This window comes from Pseudomonas sp. TAA207 (assembly GCF_001529285.1).
GTDB lineage: Bacteria > Pseudomonadota > Gammaproteobacteria > Pseudomonadales > Pseudomonadaceae > Aquipseudomonas > Aquipseudomonas weihenstephanensis.
Genome location: NZ_LLWJ01000063.1, coordinates 131,211 through 150,773, shown reverse-complemented (window position 1 = coordinate 150,773; position 19,563 = coordinate 131,211). Strand labels below are relative to the sequence as shown.

The window sequence follows — 19,563 nt, the reverse complement described above, 5'->3', positions numbered from 1 at the left end:
ACATGAGCTTCGGCGCCGATGAAGAAATCCTTCAGGATTTCCTGGTTGAAGCCGGCGAAATTCTAGAGCAGTTATCCGAACAACTGGTTGAGCTGGAAAGCCGACCGGATGATGCGGACCTGCTCAATGCAATTTTTCGCGGTTTTCACACTGTAAAAGGGGGCGCCGGCTTCCTCCAGCTCAACGAGCTGGTGGAGTGCTGTCACATCGCCGAGAACGTGTTCGACATCCTGCGCAAGGGTGAACGACACGTCGACTCGGAGCTGATGGACGTGATCCTGGAAGCGCTCGACGCGGTCAACGGCATGTTCAGCGAAGTGCGCGAACGTGCACCGGTCACCGCCGCCACGCCTGAGTTGCTGGCGGCATTGGCCCGTCTGGCTGAACCTGCCGCTGCCGTGGTCGCTGCGCCTGAACCCGAGCCGGTGGTGCAAGCCGCCGTGACCGCCGACGGCGGTGATATCACTGATAACGAATTCGAGCTGTTGCTGGACTCGCTCAATGCGGTCAAGGCCGCGGCCGATGCACCCGCCGCCAGCGAAGACATCAGCGATGCAGAGTTCGAATCGCTGCTCGATCAGTTGCATGGCAAAGGCAGCTTTGCGCCCGACGCCGTTGCACCTGCGCCCGCCGCAGAGCCTGCTGCGGCGCCGGCCAGCAATGAAATCACTGATGACGAATTTGAAGCGTTGCTCGATCAGTTGCACGGCAAAGGATCGTTCAGTGCCGATGCGCTAGAGGCGCCTGCCGCCGAACCTGGCGCTGCGGCCAAACCCGCCAGCCCGGATCACATCACCGACCACGAGTTCGAATCTCTGCTCGATGAGTTGCACGGCAAGGGCCAGTTCTCTGAAGTGGCGACCCAAGCCGTTGCGGCCAAACCTGCACCCGCCCCGGCGGCTGTGGTGGCCAAAAAGCCTGAACCCGCACGCCCTGCGGCACCTGCGCGTGCACCGGCGGCGCACCCGGACAAACCGGCGGCCTCTGAAGCTGAAACCACGGTGCGGGTCGATACCGCGCGCCTGGACGACATCATGAACATGGTCGGCGAGTTGGTGCTGGTGCGTAACCGTTTGGTGCGCCTGGGCCTCAACAGCAATGACGAAGCCATGTCCAAGGCAGTGTCCAACCTTGACGTGGTGACCGCTGACCTGCAAACCGCGGTGATGAAGACCCGGATGCAGCCGATCAAAAAAGTCTTCGGTCGCTTCCCGCGACTGGTACGTGACTTGGCGCGTCAGCTGAAAAAAGAAATCAACCTGGAACTGGTGGGCGAAGAAACCGACCTGGACAAAAACCTGGTCGAGGCCCTGGCCGATCCGCTGGTCCACTTGGTGCGTAACGCAGTCGATCATGGCTGCGAAACCCCGGAAGAGCGCGAAGCGGCAGGCAAGTCCCGTTGCGGCAAGGTGATCCTGTCTGCCGAGCAGGAAGGCGACCACATTTTGCTGTCCATCTCCGATGACGGCAAAGGCATGGACGCGAACGTGTTGCGCGCCATCGCGGTGAAAAAAGGCTTGATGGACAAGGACGCCGCTGACCGTTTGAGCGAGTCCGACTGCTACAACCTGATTTTCGCGCCGGGTTTCTCGACCAAAACCGAGATTTCCGATGTGTCGGGCCGAGGCGTGGGCATGGACGTGGTGAAAACCAAAATCGCCCAGCTCAATGGCTCGCTGAACATTTACTCGACCTTGGGCCAAGGCTCCAAGATCGTGATCAAAGTACCGCTGACGCTGGCAATCATGCCGACCCTGATGGTGATGCTGGGCAATCAAGCCTTCGCGTTCCCGTTGGTCAACGTCAACGAGATTTTCCACCTCGACCTGTCACGCACCAATGTGGTTGACGGCCAGGAAGTGGTGATCGTGCGCGATAAAGCGCTGCCGTTGTTCTACCTCAAGCGCTGGTTGGTGGCCTCGGCCGCCCATGAAGAGCAGCGCGAAGGGCATGTGGTGATTCTTTCGGTGGGCACCCAGCGCATCGGCTTTGTGGTCGATCAGTTGGTCGGTCAGGAAGAAGTGGTCATCAAACCGTTGGGCAAAATGCTCCAGGGCACGCCTGGCATGTCGGGTGCCACCATTACCGGTGATGGCCGTATTGCCTTGATTCTGGATGTGCCGAGCATGCTCAAACGCTACGCCGCACGGCGTATTTGAATCTGGTGGAGCGGGGCGCTAGCGTCTCGCGCCGCCTAACGGAGTGTTTATGGTAGTCAAGGTCCTGGTGGTGGATGATTCGGGTTTTTTCCGCCGCCGCGTCTCGGAAATTCTGTCGGCTGATCCGACGATCCAGGTGATCGGCACTGCCACCAATGGCAAAGAGGCGATTGATCAGGCGCTGGCGCTCAAGCCCGATGTGATCACCATGGACTACGAAATGCCGATGATGGACGGCATCACTGCCGTGCGTCACATCATGCAGAAGTGTCCGACCCCGGTATTGATGTTTTCTTCACTGACCCACGAAGGTGCCCGCGTCACGCTGGATGCACTGGACGCAGGGGCCGTGGACTTTTTGCCGAAAAACTTCGAAGACATTTCGCGCAACCCCGATAAGGTCAAACAGTTGCTGTGCGAGAAGGTGCACACCATTTCGCGCAGCAACCGCCGTTTTTCCAGTGCACCGCAGCCCTCGGCGCCCCCTTCAGTGGCGCCCTCGCGGCCCGCGGTCAGCGGTTTTGCACCTGCCGCCACGGCGCCTGCGCCAACCCCGGCACGCACCACGCCGATTGCCAGTCGCAGTGCGCCTGCGGCCGCGCCGTCTTCACCGGCGCCAAAACGTAAAGCCTACAAGCTGGTGGCGATTGGTACATCAACCGGTGGCCCGGTGGCCTTGCAGCGCGTGTTGACGCAACTGCCGGGCAACTTCCCGGCGCCTATCGTGCTGGTGCAGCACATGCCAGCGGCCTTTACCAAGGCGTTTGCCGAGCGATTGGACAAGCTGTGCCGCATCAGTGTCAAAGAAGCTGAAGACGGCGACATTCTGCGTCCGGGCCTGGCCCTGCTGGCGCCGGGTGGCAAGCAAATGATGATCGACGGCCGTGGCACGGTGAGAATTCTGCCGGGCGACGAGCGTTTGAACTACAAGCCGTGTGTGGATATCACCTTCGGTTCTGCGGCCAAGTCTTACGGCGACAAAGTGTTGGCAGTGGTGTTGACCGGCATGGGCGCAGACGGCCGCGAAGGCGCGCGTCTGCTCAAGCAGGGCGGCAGCAGTGTCTGGGCGCAAGACGAAGCCAGTTGTGTGATTTACGGCATGCCCATGGCCATCGTCAAAGCCAACCTGGCGGACGCGGTGTACAGCCTGGATGACATCGGCAAGCACTTGGTTGAGGCGTGTCACTGATGGATGTACTGAGCCTGATCGGCATCATCATGGCCTTTGTGGCCATCATCGGCGGTAACTACCTCGAAGGCGGCCACCTGGGCGCGTTGGCCAATGGTCCGGCCGCGTTGATCGTGATCGGTGGCACCGTGGGTGCCGCGTTGTTGCAGTCGCCCATGAGTGCCTTCAAGCGCGCCATGCAAACCGTGATCTGGATTTTCTTTCCGCCCCATATCGACCTGGCTGGCGGCGTTGATCGCGTGGTCAACTGGAGCCTGACGGCGCGCAAGGAAGGCTTGCTCGGCCTGGAAGGCGTCGCCGACGCAGAACCCGACGACTACTCGCGCAAAGGCTTGCAATTGCTGGTCGATGGCGCGGAGCCGGAGGCGATCCGCAGCATTCTTGAAGTCGATTTCATGACTCAGGAAAGCCGCGACATCGAAGCCGCCAAGGTGTTTGAAAGCATGGGTGGCTACGCGCCGACCATTGGCATCATCGGTGCCGTGATGGGCTTGATCCACGTGATGGGCAACCTGGCAGACCCCAGCCAGTTGGGCAGCGGCATTGCCGTGGCGTTCGTCGCCACCATTTATGGCGTGGCCAGTGCCAACCTGATTCTGTTGCCGATCGCCAGCAAGCTGAAGTCGATTGCCATGCGCCAGTCGCGTTACCGCGAAATGTTGCTCGAAGGCATATTGTCGATTGCCGAGGGCGAGAACCCGCGCTCCATTGAGTTGAAGCTTCAGGGCTTCATGGATTAATGGAGAGTTTGCGCTATGTCCCGTCGCCGTCGGCAGCCTGAAGAACACGTCAATCACGAACGCTGGCTGGTGTCCTACGCGGACTTCATCACCTTGCTGTTCGCGTTTTTCGTGGTCATGTACTCGATCTCTTCGATCAACGAAGGCAAATACAAGATCATCTCCCAGGCGCTGGTGGGGGTGTTCAACGACGCCGAACGCACCATGAAACCGATTCCGGTCGGTGATGAGCGGCCGTTGACCACCAAGCCTGCCGAGCCGCTGGTCAAAGACAGCGACCAGACCGACGCAGGCATTGGTCAAATCACCAGCGACCCGCTGAAAACCATCGCCGATGACATCACCAACGCGTTTGGCGATTTGATTGCGTCCAATCAGTTGACGGTGCGTGGCAATGAGTTGTGGGTTGAGATCGAACTCAATTCCAGCTTGTTGTTTGGCAGTGGTGACGCGATGCCCAGTGACGTGGCCTTCAACATCATCGACAAAGTGGCGACGATCCTTAAGCCGTTCGACAACCCGATTCACGTTGAAGGTTTCACCGATGATTTGCCGATTCGCACGGCGCAGTACCCCACTAACTGGGAGCTGTCCTCGGCGCGCTCGTCGAGCATCGTGCGCATGTTGGCCATGCAAGGGGTCAACCCGGCGCGCATGGCGTCGGTCGGTTACGGCGAGTTCCAGCCGGTGGCCAATAACGCCACGCCAGAAGGCCGGGCGCTGAACCGGCGCGTGGTGTTGGTGGTGTCGCGCAACCTCGATGTGCGCCGCAGTCTGACCGGCACCGGCTCTGCGCATGCCACCCCGGATGCGGCGTTGAAGCGTGCTGGCACACAAACTGCACCGCCGGTGACAATGCCGCCGGTTCGGGCGAATGCCGTCAATTCTCCGTCGCCGGCCCTATAACTGAATGTCAATTCTCGGCCAAGCGGTCATGCCGCCGGGAGGAACACGCTAATGAGAGTCTGGGCAGTAGCCAATCAAAAAGGTGGTGTCGGTAAGACCACCACCTCCATCGCTCTGGCCGGTTTGCTGGCCGAGGCGGGCAAGCGCGTGGTTGTGGTCGATCTGGACCCCCACGGCTCCATGACCAGTTACTTTGGTTACGACCCCGATACGCTTGAGCACAGCAACTACGACTTGTTCTTGCACAAGGGCCAGGTGCCAGAAGGCATGCCCGCCCAATTGTTGCTGGCCACCAGTAACGAGCGTATCTCGTTGCTGCCTTCGAGCACCGCGTTGGCCACCCTTGAGCGCCAGTCGCCGGGGCAGAGTGGCCTGGGGCTGGTGATTGCCCGTGCGCTGGCGCAACTGTGGCAAGACTACGATTACGCGATCATCGACAGCCCGCCGTTGCTGGGCGTGTTGATGGTCAACGCCTTGGCGGCGAGCCAGCAGTTGGTGATCCCGGTGCAAACCGAGCACTTGGCGGTCAAGGGGCTGGAGCGCATGGTCAACACCCTGGCGATGATCAACCGCTCGCGCAAACAAGAGTTGCCGTACAGCATCGTGCCGACCTTGTTTGACCGGCGTACCCAAGCGTCCATGAGCACCTTGCGGGTGTTGCGTGACCTGTATCCCGAAACGATTTGGCAGGGTTATATCCCGGTCGATACACGTTTGCGTGACGCCAGCCGCGCCGGTCTTGCGCCGTCGCAGTTCGACCCTAAAAGCCGGGGTGTGGTGGCGTATCGCGCCTTGCTCAAGCATTTGCTGAGCCGCCAACTTGCACCGCAGGTGGCGTGAGGTGGGTGTGCATTCAAGTATCAAAGTTGTGCGGCCGATAACCTCTACAGGTCTCGGGTGTGAAGGCTGGGCGTGGGCCACTCTATGAAGCAACCTGTATTGATACCGACGCGCCCGCAATTGGCGTTGCAGTCCTACCTCGACGGCCTGTTGCAAGAGGCTACCGAGGAGCTATTGGCGGCTGAGCCTGAACCGGTCATGCCGTTGCTCATGCCAGAGGTTGAAACCGTCGCGCTGGACGATTTTGCGGCGGCGGTGCTGGAAGAGCAGGTGCGCGACGCGGCGGTGCCTGCACCCGCACCCGCAGTGGTGGTGCCCATTCGTGCCCCGGCAGCGCTGGCGGTTGAGTTGCCTGAGGGGGTGCAGGTCGAGCAAGCATTGGCCCGGCCATTGGTCGATGTGCATTTGCCGACGGCGCCCGGTGGGCGTTTGCCTGCACTCAGTGATGGTCGCCCGGCGTGGGCAGCCGAACCGTTCGAATGCTTGTTGTTCGATGTGGCGGGCCTGACGCTGGCCGTGCCGCTGGTGTGCCTGGGGTCGATTTATTCGCTGGCCGGGCGTGAGCTGACGCCGCTGTTCGGTCAACCGGAATGGTTCCTGGGGATCTTGCCGAGCCAGAGTGGCAACCTCAAGGTGCTCGACACCGCACGCTGGGTCATGCCCGACCGTTACCGCGATGACTTTCGCGAAGGGCTGCAATACGTTATTTCGGTTCAGGGCTATGAATGGGGCCTGGCAGTGCATCAAGTCAGCCGTTCGCTGCGTCTGGACCCCAACGAAATCAAATGGCGCACCCAGCGTGGGCAGCGTCCCTGGTTGGCGGGCACGGTGATTGAACACATGTGCGCGCTGCTGGACGTAGCGGAGCTGGCCGAGTTGATCGCCAGCGGTGCGGTCAAGCATATGGCCAAAGCTGTACCCGCGCCGCAGGCGTAAACAGACAAAACAAACGGCCGGGCCAATGGCGCGGTCAGACAGCACACACACCGTTTTAGCGGTATTTAGTCAGGGGTTTGGGGTATGAATCAGTCAAGTGCAAAGGGTTCCGAAGATCCGATCCTGCAATGGGTCACCTTCAAGCTGGACAACGAGTCTTACGGCATTAACGTGATGCAGGTACAGGAAGTGCTGCGCTACACCGAAATCGCCCCGGTTCCGGGTGCGCCTTCCTACGTGCTGGGCATCATCAACCTGCGTGGCAACGTGGTAACGGTGATCGATACCCGTCAGCGCTTTGGCTTGATGAACGCTGAAATCACAGACAACAGTCGCATCGTGATTATCGAAGCCGACAAACAGGTGGTTGGCATTTTGGTCGACAGCGTGGCGGAAGTGGTTTATCTGCGTCAGTCCGAGATCGAAACCGCGCCGAATGTGGGCAACGAAGAATCCGCCAAGTTTATCCAGGGCGTGTGCAACAAGAACGGCGAGCTGCTGATTCTGGTTGAGCTGGACAAAATGATGAGCGAAGAAGAATGGTCGGATCTGGAGAACATCTGATTGATGCTTGAGGTGGCGGTAATAGTCCTGGGCCTGCTCTGGGTGCTGACGGTGTGGATGTTCGTGTCCTACGTACGCAGCCAGCGCTTGATTGCGGCGCAGCAGGCAGCGGGCGATGCGCTGCGCGATCAGCGCATCAAAGAGCTGGGTCGACGGTTGGACACCTACCAGAACGGCAGCGTGCAAATGGGTGAAGACCTGCACGAGTTGCGCGCGGTGGTGGCGCCGCTGCCTGAAAAACTCACGCAACTGGAACAGCGCGACCCGACCAGCCTGTCGTTCTCCCAGGCAGCACGCCTGGTTGGCATGGGTGCCAGCATCGACGAATTGACCGAGTCCTGTGGCCTGACCCAGGCTGAGGCCGAGTTGATGAGCAAGATGCACAAAGGCTGAGTTTTTAGCCTGTAACTGCGTAAACGGATCACGTGAAAAGGGCCACTGCAACCTGTGTTGCAGTGGCCCTTTTTGTTGCGTGCGGTTTTAGCCGGTGGCAGTGGGTGCGCGGGCAGCGCGCTCTTTCAAGGCGTGCAGTTGCGCGCCCGGTTGTTGAATGATCTGTTTAAACCAGACCGTAAATAGCTCGGGTTGACTGGCCAGTTGAGCGTTCAGGGTTTCTAGGTCTATCCATTTCCAGGCGCACGCCTCGTTGGGGTCAGGTCGCGGCTCAGCCTCATATCGCCCCACATAGACGTAATCGAATTCATGCTCGATCAACTCGTTGGACACCCGTGCGTGATAGGTCAATGTGCCCACGTTGAGGAGTGGACATTCGAAACCCATCTCTTCCTGGAGCCGACGTCGCGCTGCGTTGACCGTCAGTTCTCCCGGCCGTGGGTGACCACAACAGGTATTGGTCCACAGACCGCCGGAATGGTATTTGCCCTCAGCCCTTTGTTGCAGCAGCAATTGGCCTGACTGATTGAACACAAAAATGGAGAAGGCCCGGTGTAACAGGCCGCGTTGGTGCACGTCCAATTTAAAGCCGGTGCCCACCTTGCGGTTTTGTTCATTCACTAGAATCAGTGATTCTTCAGGGGGGAGTGTCATGGGAGGACGCCTTTCGCACTGATGATTTGGCCCGCCAAGCAGACAAGCAGGCCATGCCCGCTATGCGCATGACTATAGACGGGTGAAAGAGTGCATAGGGCGATGCGACTTGATGCATGACCTTGAGCTGAAGTTCCCTGGCGAACGTGTTGTGGTTGGAGAGTGTGTAGAACATGCCGACATAGGCCATCAAGAATCGCTTGAAAAGAGTGCGCTGGCCTTCGACGCGCGAGTGACGCAGGTCTTCAACTTCAGCCATGTCCCAAGGCGTGCGCGAGACGCGTGCCAGTTTTTTTTGCAGTGCCCGTGCGGGCAGCCCTTGAGTGAGGTGCTCACGTAAAACCTTGACGTGACTGGCGCACATCGTCAGGCCTTGGGCAAAGTATGGATTGAGGTTGCAAAAGGCGGCCCCCACCACCAATAACCCGTCCGGGAAGTGGCTCATTTTTTCATAGTGGCGCCAAGTGCTGCCCCCAAATCTAAAGTTTGAGAGTTCAGACACCGGAACGGCTCGAGCGATGAAGTCACTGATATCGGGCTGCGCGAGTGCGCCGATAAAGGCCTTGTAGGTGGTCACGTCATGTGTGGGGTTGGACTCAAAGCAGCCGGCTGCCGAAACGAGCCATATGTCCTTTTCAATCGGAAACAGCAGCCCTACATCGTGCTTGTTACTGCCCTGGTCCCAGATCATGACCGCTTTTGTGTCGACGACGCCTGTGCAACGGTAAAGCTGCGATGAATAGTGGGTGTGCTTTTTCAGGGTGCTGATTTGCACGTCACCCAAGCCATGGGCCTTTAGCCACTGCGGTGTTTTAGTGCCAAAGCCGCTGCAGTCCACCACTAATTCGCAGCGCAGTGCTTCCTCAACCCCATCTCGACTGAGCGTGACCCCTTCAACGCGGGTGCCATTGCAGATCAAGCCGCTCACCCTGGTATGGCGGCTGACGGTAACGCGCGGGTTACTGAGGATGCGTTGGCGCAAGGTTTTGTCCAGCAGTGAGCGACTGAACACCGTGGATGTAAGCCCGCTGAGGTAGGGGACTTTCCATTCGCCGCCCTGAAACCAGCGTAGATCGCGGCCCAGATTGAGCGGTACGCCGCCCTCAGCATTCAGGGCATGTGAAATGCCGGGGAAGATACTTTCAATGATGTCCATGCCCTGTTTAAGCACCAGATGCAGATGGTGCTCTTGAGGGACGCCTTTTCGGGGCGCCGTCGTGGCGTCAAATTGATCCTTTTCCAGGATCACCACCTCACTGAAGTGTTCTGACAGCACTTGTGCCACGAGGCAACCTGACAGGCTGCCGCCAATCACCACGGCTTTTTTCACTGGGCTTTGTTCCCTTAATGGGGGCAAGGTGAGCCCCATGTTCAAGCACTGCCTGTGCAAACAATGGCCCGACTGTAACGGGCGCCACCCGGGCACGCCACTGTCAGAAGTGACAGTAGTGCAAAGTGCGCAGCGGGATAATAATCAGCGCGAGGCGGCTTTTAACAGGGTCGTTCAGGGGCCAGTGAATGAGTGATAGTCAGCGTTCGACATGACGCGTCATTTAAGTCGATGCCCTGAAAAGAGGGCGCTTTATAGCGTGTTCTTTTGAATGTTGAATGCGCCGGTTTATTAGAACCGCGCGCATCACTCATGACGGGAGTTCAATGATGGTTGGACTAATGGCGGTTCCCCTTGCACCGATAGTTCCCGATGCCGATGCTCAAGGTGTCATACCTATGCGCCCGGTGACGCAAGCCATTGACGTTGAGATCGTGCTCGGCGCGGATGTAAGCCCTGGCTAAAGCTACCGGTTGTGCAGGGATCGTGAACGGATGGTGGGCGAGCCAGGCTTGGCCATAACGATTACAGATGAGGCGCCAGGCAGTGTGATCCATTTGTCATTTTTGCCCCGCTGATTTCAAATCACGCCCACCTTCGAACTCAGTTATCTACTGACGCTGGAGGCTGAACAATATGTATGGTCTGAAGTCATTAAACTGACGCACACGATTGCCCCCCGAAGCCGAAGGCTCGTGCTGACCCTGTGACGTTAATTATCGCGGCGTTACATCCCGTTCTACCGGCTGCGCATCCGGATCAAATCCCGCCGGGAACTTGCCCTTCAACTGCCAGGCAAAAGCAATGATCTCGGCCAGCGTTCGGTAAAGCTCCTGGGGGATGCTGTCACCCAGTTCCATGCGCGCTAACAGTTTCACCAACTCGGCGTTTTCATAGATCGGCACGTCGTACTCGCGGGCGAGTTTGAGAATGGCTTCGGCCAATTCATCGTCGCCTTTGGCCGTGAGGGTGGGAGCCTGTTGGCCGTCATATTTGAGGGCGATCGCCTGGCGCGGCGGGGGAGTGGGCGTTTTCATGCGGTTTCGTCGACCCAGCGTTGTTCCAGTGGGCTATGGCCACCTTGCGGCGGTGTGCCCTGGTGGCAATCGAGATCGGTCACACTCAGCCCGGCGTCTTTCAGACGCTGGCGCAGGTGAACCAGTTGGCTTGCGATCAGTTCGGCGGTGTAGGCGTGTCGGGCCCAGAGCTGGCCCGACAGGTTGCCGCGCAGCAATTGCGCCTGCACATGCAGCGGCCCCAGAGGCGTGAGGTCGAAGGCCAGTTCCACGCGCCAAAGTGGGTCTTTGACTTCGCGGCTTTCGCGCTTGTCTTCGGGGTCTTTTTCGGGCGGGTCTTCGCGTTGGAACTTCACTTGCAGCGGGACGATGTCGTGGGCGTTGCGCATCGGGATTTCCAGCTGCCAAGTGGTCAACAGCCCGCCGTCGGGGGTGCGCCCGCTTTGCTCAAGGCTGGACAGTTGATGGCTCTGTAAGCGCGAGATAGCGGCGGCGGCGAGCTTGAGCAGGCTTTGCAGGCTGTCTTCACCTTCACCTTCACCTTCGCCGTTGTGCGGGGTGCGCGTGGGCAGCGGGAAGCCAGTCGGCTGTGGTTTGGCGCTGACTTGCCCCAGCATGCCCAGCGCGTTGCGCACGAACGTCGGCATGGCTTGCGCCTGAGCACTGGCAGCCGCGCCAGGGTTGAGGCTGGTATTGGCGGGTACGCCGGGCAAAATGTGCGCGATCAATCGCAATAAAGTGGCCTTCATGTCTGGCGCCAACGCTTGCGGTTGACCGCCCAGCAGTTTGGCCTCCAGAAATGCGCCGCTATTGAGCAGGGCGTCGCTCAACCCTTTGGGGGTGCCCAGTTGGGCGGGAGTAGGCAAACCGGCCAATAGCGAATCGATTGATGCGCGCAACTCGGCAGGCATGCGGGTGCTAGACGGCAGGTTTTGCAGGGCGTTCAACAGCCCTTCCAGCGAGCCTTGGCGGCTTTGTTGTGTGACCAATTGTTGCGTGATAGCCAGTTGATCCTGGCGCCCGCTCAGGGGCACGAAGTTGAGGCTTTGCGCACCTTGCACTTGTGCCGTCAGCAGGCTGCCCAGGCGCAAGGGTTGTGGGCTGTCGAGCGCCAGGGTGCTGCCACTCAGAGCGGTATTGAGCAGGGTGACCAGCGAGCGATACACCGCCGGTTGCCCCGCAGGTTGTGGCAACACCTGGGTCGTTAGCACCTTGCCTTGCAACAACGTGCCCAAGGGCAACTGCTGAGTGTCGAGGCGGGTGAGGGTGGCGACACTGCTGCTCAACGCCTGCTGCACGCTGATGGCCAGGTTGCCAGCGCTGGGCTGGGTCACGGCCAGTTGCGTACCCAGTGGCAGCGGGAAATTGCTGTTGGCTTGCACGTTGGTTTGGCGCCCGCCGGCCAGGGTCAGCTTGAGCAGCAATTGAAACGCCTGGTCGTCTTGCTTGAGCGATAACACTTCAGCCTTGGCACTTTGGCCGGGGCTGATCAAGCCGTCGAGGGGTTGTAATAACTTGAGCAGCTCACCCCCGACCACGCCGGAGCGTGCACCGTTTGGTGCCGTTGGCAGGAGCGGGGGAATATTCATGTCGCCTTTCATCGTTACAACCTGTCGAAATTGCCCTCTTTAGAGTAGGACATGGCATGTATAATGCCGCCCCGTCGTTCAGAGGGCAGCAAAACATTACGAATGTTTGATCCAGCTCGCTGAATCAGGCCGCAAATGCATTTATCCTGCATCACTTTAACGGCCACGCCCGCGCCGACTTGAACCGTGAAGGCCTCAATTACGTGACCAGCCCTCTTCTAGAAGCCGTAGCGCTCGCCTGTGAGCGTGACTGGCGGATGTTGTTCGAAAACCTCGAATTGCGTCTGGCCAGCGGTGACATGCTGCAAATCAGCGGCCCCAACGGCAGCGGCAAAACCAGCCTGCTGCGTTTGTTGGCGGGCCTGATGCAGCCGACGGCGGGTGAAATACGCCTAAACGGCGAGCCTTTAAGCCAACAGCGCACTGAGTTGGCCAACACGCTGCTGTGGATTGGGCATGCGGCGGGCATCAAAGACCTGCTCAGCGCCGAAGAAAACCTCAGTTGGTTGTGTGCGCTGCATCGTCCGGCGTCGCGCGAGGCCATTTGGGCCGCGCTGGCAGCCGTGGGCCTCAAAGGTTTTGAAGACGTGCCGTGTCACACCTTGTCGGCGGGGCAGCAGCGACGTGTGGCCCTGGCTCGCCTGTATCTGGACAGCCCGGCGCTGTGGATTCTTGACGAGCCCTTTACCGCGCTCGATAAACAAGGCGTAGCGCAGCTGGAAGAGCACCTGGCCCGTCATTGCGAACAGGGCGGCATGGTGGTGCTCACCACGCATCACACCTTGACCCGCGTGCCTGGCGGTTATCGCGATATTGATTTGGGGCGTTGGGCTGTATGAGTGTGTTTGCCGTGTTGCTGGCGCGTGAGGCGCGTTTATTGTTTCGTCGTCCGGCCGAGTTGGCCAACCCGCTGGTGTTCTTCGCGATCGTGATTGCAATGTTCCCGCTGGCAGTCGGTCCTGAAACTCAATTGTTGCAAACCTTGTCTCCGGGGCTGCTGTGGGTGGCCGCCCTTTTATCGGTTTTGCTCTCGCTGGACGGGCTTTTCCGCAGTGATTTCGAGGACGGATCGCTGGAGCAGTGGGTCCTTTCGTCGCACCCCCTTGCTCTACTGGTGTTGGCCAAAGTGCTGGCACACTGGGCGTTTTCCGGGCTGGCGCTGGTGATTCTGTCACCGTTGCTGGCATTAATGCTGGGGCTACCGGTGGCGTGTCTGCCGGTGTTGCTGATGTCGTTGCTGCTTGGCACGCCGGTACTGAGCTTGCTCGGTGCCGTGGGTGCTGCATTGACGGTGGGTCTCAAGCGCGGCGGCCTGTTGCTCGCCTTGTTGATTCTGCCCCTCTACATCCCGGTGCTGATCCTGGGCAGTGGTGCCTTGCAGGCGGCGCTTATGGGGATGCCCGCGACCGGTTATTTGCTCTGGCTGGGTAGCCTGACCGCCCTGGCAGTAACCCTTACACCGTTTGCTATAGCCGCCGGCCTGAAAATCAGCGTCGGCGAATAATGAGGTCTGGCCATTCATTGGCCAGTAAAGACCCTGGCTGGCATGACACTCACCCTGTCGTGACCGGCACCGTGATGGAAACAGCGTGATGAACTGGACTTGGTTTCACAAACTCGGCTCGCCCAAATGGTTCTATGCCATCAGTGGCCGCCTGCTGCCGTGGTTGAGCATTGCCGCCGTATTGCTGATTGTCAGCGGGGTGGTCTGGGGCCTGGCGTTTGCGCCACCGGACTACCAGCAGGGCAACAGTTTTCGGATCATTTATATCCATGTGCCTGCCGCGATGCTGGCGCAGTGCTGCTACGTGATGCTGGCGGTCTGCGGCGTCGTAGGGCTGGTGTGGAAGATGAAAATCGCCGACGTGGCACTGCAAGCCGCCGCACCGATTGGCGCGTGGATGACCGCCGTGGCGCTGGTCACTGGCGCCGTCTGGGGCAAACCGACCTGGGGGTCGTGGTGGGTGTGGGATGCGCGCCTGACCTCGATGCTGATTCTGCTGTTTCTGTATTTCGGCCTGATCGCGTTGGGCAATGCCATTACCAACCGTGACAGCGCGGCCAAGGCTTGCGCCGTGCTGGCGATTGTCGGCGTGATCAATATCCCGATCATCAAATACTCGGTGGAGTGGTGGAACACCCTGCACCAGGGGGCAACGTTCACCCTGACTGAAAAACCGGCCATGCCAATGGAAATGTGGCTGCCGCTGCTGCTCACGGTGGCGGGGTTTTATTGCTTTTTTGGCGCCGTGCTGCTGCTGCGCATGCGGCTTGAGGTGCTAAAACGCGAGGCCCGCAGCAGTTGGGTCAAAGCTGAAGTGCTCAAAGCACTGGAGGGTGCGCGATGAGTTTTGCTTCTTTTGGCGACTTTATCGCCATGGGCCATCACGCGGTGTATGTCTGGACCTCTTATGGCATTTGCCTGGCGGTCCTGGCGTTGAACGTGGCGCTGCCGGTCCTGGCGCGTCGGCGTTATCTGCAACAAGAGGCGCGTCGTTTGCGCCGGGAGAACACGAAGTGAATCCGCTGCGTAAAAAACGTTTGATCATCATCCTGGCGATTCTGGTCGGTGCCGGGGCTGCCGTGGCATTGGCCTTGAGCGCCTTGCAGCAGAACATCAACCTGTTTTACACCCCGACCCAGATCGCCAACGGCGAAGCGCCGGTCGACACGCGCATTCGTGCCGGTGGCATGGTGCAAGACGGCTCGCTCAAGCGCAGCGGCGACTCGCTGGACGTCGAGTTTGTGGTCACCGACTTCAATAAAGCGGTGACCATTCAATACCGCGGCATTCTGCCGGACCTGTTCCGCGAAGGGCAGGGGATCGTTGCGCTGGGCAAGCTCAACGCCCAGGGCGTGGTAGTGGCGGACGAAGTGCTGGCCAAGCACGACGAAAAATACATGCCGCCTGAAGTCACCAAGGCGTTGAAAGAGAGCGGCCAATCCGCGCCTGCACCGGGTAATCCTGCACCGGCCAAAGAGGTTAAGTGATGACGTTTGGATTGTTTATCCCGGAATTGGGCCAGTTGGCCATGATTCTGGCGCTGTGCATTGCCATTGTGCAGGCCATCGTGCCGTTGCTCGGGGCCTGGCGTGGCGACAAATTATGGATGAGCCTGGCGCAACCGGCCGCCTGGGGCCAGTTCGCCTTTCTGCTGTTTGCGTTCGGTTGCCTGACCTGGTCGTTCATGGCCGATGACTTCTCGGTGGCCTATGTGGCCAGTAACTCCAACAGTGCGCTGCCGTGGTACTACAAATTCAGCGCGGTGTGGGGTGCCCACGAAGGCTCGCTGCTGTTGTGGGCCATGATTCTGGGCGGCTGGACCTTCGCCGTGTCGATCTTCTCGCGCCAATTGCCGCAGGTGATGCTGGCGCGGGTGTTGTCGATCATGGGCATGATCAGCGTCGGCTTCCTGCTGTTCCTGATCTTGACGTCCAACCCGTTTGCGCGGCTATTGCCGCAGATTCCGGCCAATGGCAACGACCTTAATCCGCTGTTGCAAGACATCGGCCTGATCGTTCACCCGCCGATGCTGTACATGGGTTATGTGGGTTTCTCGGTGGCATTTGCGTTTGCCATTGCCGCCTTGCTCGGCGGGCGTCTTGATGCCGCGTGGGCGCGCTGGTCGCGTCCGTGGACCATCGTGGCCTGGGCCTTCCTCGGTATCGGCATCACGCTGGGCTCGTGGTGGGCCTATTACGAGCTTGGCTGGGGCGGCTGGTGGTTCTGGGACCCGGTTGAAAACGCGTCCTTCATGCCTTGGCTGGTGGGCACAGCGCTGATTCACTCGTTGGCGGTGACAGAAAAACGCGGTGTGTTCAAAAGCTGGACCGTATTGCTGGCCATTGCAGCGTTTTCGTTGAGCCTGCTGGGCACCTTCCTGGTGCGTTCGGGCGTATTGACCTCAGTGCACGCGTTTGCCTCTGACCCTGAGCGCGGCGTGTTCATCCTGATTTTCCTGCTGTTTGTGGTGGGCGGTTCGCTGACGCTGTTTGCATTACGCGCCCCGGTGGTGAAAAGCCACGTCGGATTCAACCTGTGGTCGCGTGAAACCTTGCTGCTGGGCAACAACCTGATTCTGGTGGTCGCCGCTTCGATGATTTTGCTGGGCACGTTGTACCCGCTGATTCTGGACGCCATCAGTGGCGCCAAAATGTCGGTGGGGCCGCCGTACTTCAACGCGCTGTTTATCCCGCTGATGGCGTTGCTGATGGTGGTGATGGCGGTGGGTGTGCTGGTGCGCTGGAAAGACACCCCGGTTAAATGGCTGTTGGGCATGCTGACCCCGGTGCTGCTGGGCAGTGCCGCATTGTCGGCGATTGCTGGCGTGGCTTACGGCGACTTTAACTGGGCGGTCTTGACCACCTTTATGCTGGCCGCCTGGGTGCTGCTGGCCGGGGTGCGCGATATCGGCGACAAAACCCGTCACAAAGGTCTGGTCAAAGGCCTGCGCAGCCTGACCCGCAGCTACTGGGGCATGCAGATTGCCCACCTGGGCATAGCGGTGTGCGCGGTAGGCGTGGTGTTGTCGAGTCAGAACAGTGCCGAGCGCGACCTGCGCCTGGCGCCCGGCGAGTCGATGGAGCTGGGCGGTTATCACTTCATCTTTGAGGGGGCCAAGCACTACCAGGGGCCGAACTTTACGTCAGACAAAGGCACCGTGCGCGTGGTGCGCAATGGCAAGGAAGTCAGCGTGCTGCACCCTGAAAAACGTCTGTACACGGTGCAAAGTTCGATGATGACGGAAGCGGGCATCGATGCCGGTTTCACCCGCGACTTGTATGTGGCGCTCGGCGAACCGTTGGGCGACGGTGCCTGGGCCGTTCGTGTGCATGTTAAGCCGTTTGTGCGCTGGATCTGGTTTGGTGGGTTGCTGACGGGCTTTGGCGGGTTACTGGCCGCGATGGACCGTCGTTACCGGGTCAAAGTAAAAACCCGTGTGCGTGACGCGCTGGGCATGACAGGAGCTGCGGCATGAGACGTTGGTTGATGCTGATTCCACTGGCGGTGTTTTTGGGCATGGCGTGGTTTCTTTACAAGGGCTTGTACCTGGACCCGACCGAATTGCCGTCGGCCATGATCGACAAACCATTCCCGGCCTTTAGCCTGCCGTCGGTGGAGGGTGACAAGACCCTGACCGAGGCCGACCTCAAGGGCAAGCCAGCTTTGGTCAACGTGTGGGCGACCTGGTGCATTTCGTGCCGGGTCGAGCACCCGGTGCTGACCAAACTGGCCGAGCAGGGCGTGGTGATCTACGGCGTCAATTACAAAGACGACAACGGCGACGCGAAAAAATGGCTCAAGGATTTTCACAACCCGTATCAGTTGGACATCGACGATGCTGACGGCTCGCTGGGCTTGAACCTGGGCGTATACGGTGCCCCTGAAACGTTCATCATCGACAGCCAGGGCGTGATTCGTCACAAGTTCGTGGGCGTGATCGATGAAACCGTGTGGCGTGAACAACTGGCGGGCAAGTACCAGGCGCTGGTTGACGAGGCCCAACCATGAAGCGCTGGTTAACCGCGATCGCCTTTGGCCTGACCCTCACGGGCGTGGCCCATGCTGCCATCGACACGTACGAGTTTAAAAATGACGCCGAGCGTGACCGTTTTCGTGATCTGACCAAAGAGCTGCGCTGCCCAAAATGTCAGAACCAGGACATTGCCGACTCCAACGCGCCGATTGCCACTGACCTGCGCCGCGAGATTTTCCGCATGCTGGGTGAAGGCAAGGATAACCAGCAGATCATCGACTTTATGGTCGACCGTTACGGTGATTTCGTGCGTTACAAACCGGCGCTGACCGGCAAAACCGCCATTCTGTGGTTCGGCCCGCTGGGCTTGCTGGTCGGTGGTCTGGTAGTGATTGGCGTGATCGTGGGCCGCCGTCGCAGCCAACGCGCCACACAGGTAGACACCCTTTCTGCCGAGGAGCGTCAGCGCCTCGACACTTTGCTGGATAAAACCAAAGATGATTGATTTCTGGCTTGCAGCCGGTTTGCTGCTACTGATCGCCCTCAGCTTTATCTTGATCCCGGTGTTGCGCGCCCGTCGCGCCCAGCGTGAGGAAGACCGCACCGCACTGAACGTGGCCCTGTATCAGGAACGCGTGGCTGAGCTGTTGGCTCAGCGTGAAGACGGTGTATTGACCGACGCCCAACTTGAAACCGGGCGTGCGGAAGCGGCGCGCGAACTGTTGGCCGACACCGAAGGCGCCGCCCCGGCGCGGGTGTCCAGCCTCGGTAAAGCCGTGCCGTTGCTGGCTGCCGTCATGGTGCCGGTGCTGGGCCTGGGGCTTTATTTGCACTACGGCGCGAGCGACAAAGTTGAGCTGACCCGCGAATTTTCTCAGCCGCCGCAATCGCTTGAAGAAATGGTCGCGCGGCTGGAGCGTGCGGCTGCCGCACAGCCTGAGTCGGCTGAAGGTTTGTACTTCCTGGGGCGTGCTTACATGGCGCAAAACCGTCCGGCAGACGCGGCCAAGGTGTTCGAAAAAACCGTTGCGCTGGCTGGTCGTCAACCCGAGCTGCTGGGCCAATGGGCGCAGGCGCAGTATTTTGCGGACAACAAACAGTGGAGCGCCACCACGCAAGCGCTGACCGATGAAGCACTCAAGGCTGACCCTAAAGAAGTCACCAGCCTGGGGTTGCTGGGCATCGCAGCGTTCGAGGCCAAGCGTTATCAGCAAGCTATCGGCTACTGGCAGCGGCTGATGAACGAACTGCCTGAAGGCGACGCGTCCCGCGCAGCGCTCGAAGGCGGTATCGAAAAAGCCCGTGAGCAATTGCAGGCCAATGGGGTTCAGGTTGAGGCTGCGCCTGTGGCCAAGGCTCAGGCATCGATCAAGGTCAGTGTTGACTTGGCAGACGCGGTGAAAGCCAGTGTATTGCCGACCGACAGCGTGTTCATTTTCGCCCGTGCCGTGACCGGGCCGCCGGCGCCGTTGGCGGTCAAGCGTGTAACCGTGGCCGACTTGCCGATCACGGTTGAGCTGGCGGACAGCGATGCGATGATGCCGCAATTGAAACTGTCGAACTTTCCTGAAGTCCAACTGGTTGCACGCATCTCCCGTGCTGGCCAGCCGACTGCTGGCGAATGGGCAGGGCGCAGCAAACCGCTGTCCAGCAGCACCACAGCGCTGCAACAGCTGACCATCGACAGCCCGGATAAATAACCGGTCAATACTGTCCCGTACAGGCGCGAGCAAACGCGCGCCTGCACGCGATTAACGACAAGAGAACCCT

General features: G+C 59.7%; 22 protein-coding genes. 18 read left to right on the top strand and 4 right to left on the bottom strand.

Annotated features, from left to right (window positions below; genetic code table 11):
* Window positions 1–2: 2 nt before the first annotated feature.
* From AP059_RS09705 to AP059_RS09670, 8 genes are all read left to right on the top strand, one after another.
* Window positions 3–2,159 carry a chemotaxis protein CheA gene (locus AP059_RS09705; RefSeq protein WP_059763020.1) on the top strand — a complete coding sequence of 719 codons (2,157 nt, stop codon included), beginning with the start codon at window positions 3–5 and terminating at the stop codon, window positions 2,157–2,159.
* Between the two features lie 49 nt (window positions 2,160–2,208).
* Window positions 2,209–3,348 (top strand): protein-glutamate methylesterase/protein-glutamine glutaminase, encoded by a 1,140-nt coding sequence (locus tag AP059_RS09700; RefSeq protein ID WP_059763019.1) that lies wholly within the window; start codon window positions 2,209–2,211, stop codon window positions 3,346–3,348.
* Complete coding sequence (locus AP059_RS09695; protein WP_048366263.1) at window positions 3,348–4,088, top strand: flagellar motor protein; 741 nt, start codon at window positions 3,348–3,350, stop codon at window positions 4,086–4,088. The genes AP059_RS09700 and AP059_RS09695 overlap by 1 nt, the downstream gene beginning before the upstream one ends.
* A gap of 15 nt (window positions 4,089–4,103) precedes the next feature.
* On the top strand, window positions 4,104–4,994 hold the full coding sequence (gene motD, locus AP059_RS09690) for a flagellar motor protein MotD (RefSeq protein WP_059763018.1): 891 nt from the start codon (window positions 4,104–4,106) through the stop codon (window positions 4,992–4,994).
* Between the two features lie 51 nt (window positions 4,995–5,045).
* Window positions 5,046–5,834 (top strand): ParA family protein, encoded by a 789-nt coding sequence (locus AP059_RS09685; protein WP_048366265.1) that lies wholly within the window; start codon window positions 5,046–5,048, stop codon window positions 5,832–5,834.
* Window positions 5,835–5,918: 84 nt separating this feature from the next.
* Window positions 5,919–6,770 carry a CheW domain-containing protein gene (locus tag AP059_RS09680; protein WP_059763017.1) on the top strand — a complete coding sequence of 284 codons (852 nt, stop codon included), beginning with the start codon at window positions 5,919–5,921 and terminating at the stop codon, window positions 6,768–6,770.
* Between the two features lie 84 nt (window positions 6,771–6,854).
* Window positions 6,855–7,334: a chemotaxis protein CheW gene (locus AP059_RS09675; protein ID WP_048366267.1), complete on the top strand. Its 480-nt coding sequence runs from the start codon at window positions 6,855–6,857 to the stop codon at window positions 7,332–7,334.
* On the top strand, window positions 7,335–7,727 hold the full coding sequence (locus AP059_RS09670) for a DUF2802 domain-containing protein (RefSeq protein WP_048366268.1): 393 nt from the start codon (window positions 7,335–7,337) through the stop codon (window positions 7,725–7,727).
* A gap of 87 nt (window positions 7,728–7,814) precedes the next feature.
* Here AP059_RS09670 and idi read toward each other — a convergent pair whose 3' ends face one another.
* Window positions 7,815–8,381: an isopentenyl-diphosphate Delta-isomerase gene (gene idi, locus AP059_RS09665; protein WP_059763016.1), complete on the bottom strand. Its 567-nt coding sequence runs from the start codon at window positions 8,379–8,381 to the stop codon at window positions 7,815–7,817.
* Window positions 8,365–9,711, bottom strand: a complete 1,347-nt coding sequence (locus AP059_RS09660; protein WP_059763015.1) for an FAD-dependent oxidoreductase — start codon at window positions 9,709–9,711, stop codon at window positions 8,365–8,367. The genes idi and AP059_RS09660 overlap by 17 nt, the downstream gene beginning before the upstream one ends.
* A gap of 341 nt (window positions 9,712–10,052) precedes the next feature.
* On the opposite strand from AP059_RS09660, the gene AP059_RS22700 reads away from it, so the two are divergent.
* Window positions 10,053–10,175, top strand: coding sequence for a hypothetical protein (locus tag AP059_RS22700; RefSeq protein WP_256209784.1), 123 nt, complete (start codon window positions 10,053–10,055; stop codon window positions 10,173–10,175).
* 252 nt (window positions 10,176–10,427) lie between these two features.
* Here AP059_RS22700 and AP059_RS09655 read toward each other — a convergent pair whose 3' ends face one another.
* Both AP059_RS09655 and fliK read right to left on the bottom strand, forming a co-directional pair.
* On the bottom strand, window positions 10,428–10,748 hold the full coding sequence (locus AP059_RS09655) for an EscU/YscU/HrcU family type III secretion system export apparatus switch protein (protein WP_048366270.1): 321 nt from the start codon (window positions 10,746–10,748) through the stop codon (window positions 10,428–10,430).
* A complete protein-coding gene (gene fliK, locus AP059_RS09650; protein ID WP_059763013.1) occupies window positions 10,745–12,328 on the bottom strand; it encodes a flagellar hook-length control protein FliK in 1,584 nt (527 codons plus the stop codon). The genes AP059_RS09655 and fliK overlap by 4 nt, the downstream gene beginning before the upstream one ends.
* A 191-nt stretch (window positions 12,329–12,519) precedes the next feature.
* Between fliK and ccmA the strand changes: the two genes are divergently transcribed.
* The 9 genes from ccmA (at window position 12,520) to ccmI (ending at window position 19,493) form a co-directional block, all read left to right on the top strand.
* The gene (ccmA, locus tag AP059_RS09645; RefSeq protein WP_059763066.1) at window positions 12,520–13,155 is read left to right on the top strand and encodes a cytochrome c biogenesis heme-transporting ATPase CcmA; all 636 of its coding nucleotides are present in this window, start codon (window positions 12,520–12,522) and stop codon (window positions 13,153–13,155) included.
* Window positions 13,152–13,820, top strand: coding sequence for a heme exporter protein CcmB (ccmB, locus tag AP059_RS09640; protein ID WP_048366272.1), 669 nt, complete (start codon window positions 13,152–13,154; stop codon window positions 13,818–13,820). The genes ccmA and ccmB overlap by 4 nt, the downstream gene beginning before the upstream one ends.
* Before the next feature lie 85 nt (window positions 13,821–13,905).
* The gene (locus AP059_RS09635; protein WP_177332372.1) at window positions 13,906–14,664 is read left to right on the top strand and encodes a heme ABC transporter permease; all 759 of its coding nucleotides are present in this window, start codon (window positions 13,906–13,908) and stop codon (window positions 14,662–14,664) included.
* Window positions 14,661–14,837: a heme exporter protein CcmD gene (gene ccmD / locus AP059_RS09630; protein ID WP_048366274.1), complete on the top strand. Its 177-nt coding sequence runs from the start codon at window positions 14,661–14,663 to the stop codon at window positions 14,835–14,837. Before AP059_RS09635 ends, ccmD begins: the two co-directional genes overlap by 4 nt.
* A complete protein-coding gene (ccmE, locus tag AP059_RS09625) occupies window positions 14,834–15,307 on the top strand; it encodes a cytochrome c maturation protein CcmE (RefSeq protein WP_048366275.1) in 474 nt (157 codons plus the stop codon). Before ccmD ends, ccmE begins: the two co-directional genes overlap by 4 nt.
* The gene (locus tag AP059_RS09620) at window positions 15,307–17,295 is read left to right on the top strand and encodes a heme lyase CcmF/NrfE family subunit (protein ID WP_059763011.1); all 1,989 of its coding nucleotides are present in this window, start codon (window positions 15,307–15,309) and stop codon (window positions 17,293–17,295) included. The genes ccmE and AP059_RS09620 overlap by 1 nt, the downstream gene beginning before the upstream one ends.
* A complete protein-coding gene (locus AP059_RS09615) occupies window positions 17,292–17,828 on the top strand; it encodes a DsbE family thiol:disulfide interchange protein (protein ID WP_059763010.1) in 537 nt (178 codons plus the stop codon). The genes AP059_RS09620 and AP059_RS09615 overlap by 4 nt, the downstream gene beginning before the upstream one ends.
* Complete coding sequence (locus tag AP059_RS09610; RefSeq protein WP_059763009.1) at window positions 17,825–18,298, top strand: cytochrome c-type biogenesis protein; 474 nt, start codon at window positions 17,825–17,827, stop codon at window positions 18,296–18,298. The genes AP059_RS09615 and AP059_RS09610 overlap by 4 nt, the downstream gene beginning before the upstream one ends.
* On the top strand, window positions 18,291–19,493 hold the full coding sequence (gene ccmI / locus AP059_RS09605) for a c-type cytochrome biogenesis protein CcmI (RefSeq protein WP_059763008.1): 1,203 nt from the start codon (window positions 18,291–18,293) through the stop codon (window positions 19,491–19,493). The genes AP059_RS09610 and ccmI overlap by 8 nt, the downstream gene beginning before the upstream one ends.
* Window positions 19,494–19,563 lie beyond the last annotated feature (70 nt).

What these genes read in the sequence shown, in the direction of transcription:
- AP059_RS09615 (WP_059763010.1), top strand. Translation starts at nt 17,292, where the DNA reads ATGAGACGTTGGTTGATGCTGATTCCACTGGCGGTGTTTTTGGGCATG.
- ccmI (WP_059763008.1), top strand. Translation starts at nt 18,291, where the DNA reads ATGATTGATTTCTGGCTTGCAGCCGGTTTGCTGCTACTGATCGCCCTC.
- AP059_RS22700 (WP_256209784.1), top strand. Translation starts at nt 10,053, where the DNA reads ATGGCGGTTCCCCTTGCACCGATAGTTCCCGATGCCGATGCTCAAGGT.
- motD (WP_059763018.1), top strand. Translation starts at nt 4,104, where the DNA reads ATGTCCCGTCGCCGTCGGCAGCCTGAAGAACACGTCAATCACGAACGC.
- ccmB (WP_048366272.1), top strand. Translation starts at nt 13,152, where the DNA reads ATGAGTGTGTTTGCCGTGTTGCTGGCGCGTGAGGCGCGTTTATTGTTT.
- AP059_RS09620 (WP_059763011.1), top strand. Translation starts at nt 15,307, where the DNA reads ATGACGTTTGGATTGTTTATCCCGGAATTGGGCCAGTTGGCCATGATT.
- AP059_RS09680 (WP_059763017.1), top strand. Translation starts at nt 5,919, where the DNA reads ATGAAGCAACCTGTATTGATACCGACGCGCCCGCAATTGGCGTTGCAG.
- AP059_RS09705 (WP_059763020.1), top strand. Translation starts at nt 3, where the DNA reads ATGAGCTTCGGCGCCGATGAAGAAATCCTTCAGGATTTCCTGGTTGAA.
- AP059_RS09655 (WP_048366270.1), bottom strand. Translation starts at nt 10,748, where the DNA reads ATGAAAACGCCCACTCCCCCGCCGCGCCAGGCGATCGCCCTCAAATAT.
- AP059_RS09610 (WP_059763009.1), top strand. Translation starts at nt 17,825, where the DNA reads ATGAAGCGCTGGTTAACCGCGATCGCCTTTGGCCTGACCCTCACGGGC.
- idi (WP_059763016.1), bottom strand. Translation starts at nt 8,381, where the DNA reads ATGACACTCCCCCCTGAAGAATCACTGATTCTAGTGAATGAACAAAAC.
- fliK (WP_059763013.1), bottom strand. Translation starts at nt 12,328, where the DNA reads ATGAAAGGCGACATGAATATTCCCCCGCTCCTGCCAACGGCACCAAAC.
- AP059_RS09675 (WP_048366267.1), top strand. Translation starts at nt 6,855, where the DNA reads ATGAATCAGTCAAGTGCAAAGGGTTCCGAAGATCCGATCCTGCAATGG.
- AP059_RS09695 (WP_048366263.1), top strand. Translation starts at nt 3,348, where the DNA reads ATGGATGTACTGAGCCTGATCGGCATCATCATGGCCTTTGTGGCCATC.
- ccmD (WP_048366274.1), top strand. Translation starts at nt 14,661, where the DNA reads ATGAGTTTTGCTTCTTTTGGCGACTTTATCGCCATGGGCCATCACGCG.
- AP059_RS09700 (WP_059763019.1), top strand. Translation starts at nt 2,209, where the DNA reads ATGGTAGTCAAGGTCCTGGTGGTGGATGATTCGGGTTTTTTCCGCCGC.
- AP059_RS09685 (WP_048366265.1), top strand. Translation starts at nt 5,046, where the DNA reads ATGAGAGTCTGGGCAGTAGCCAATCAAAAAGGTGGTGTCGGTAAGACC.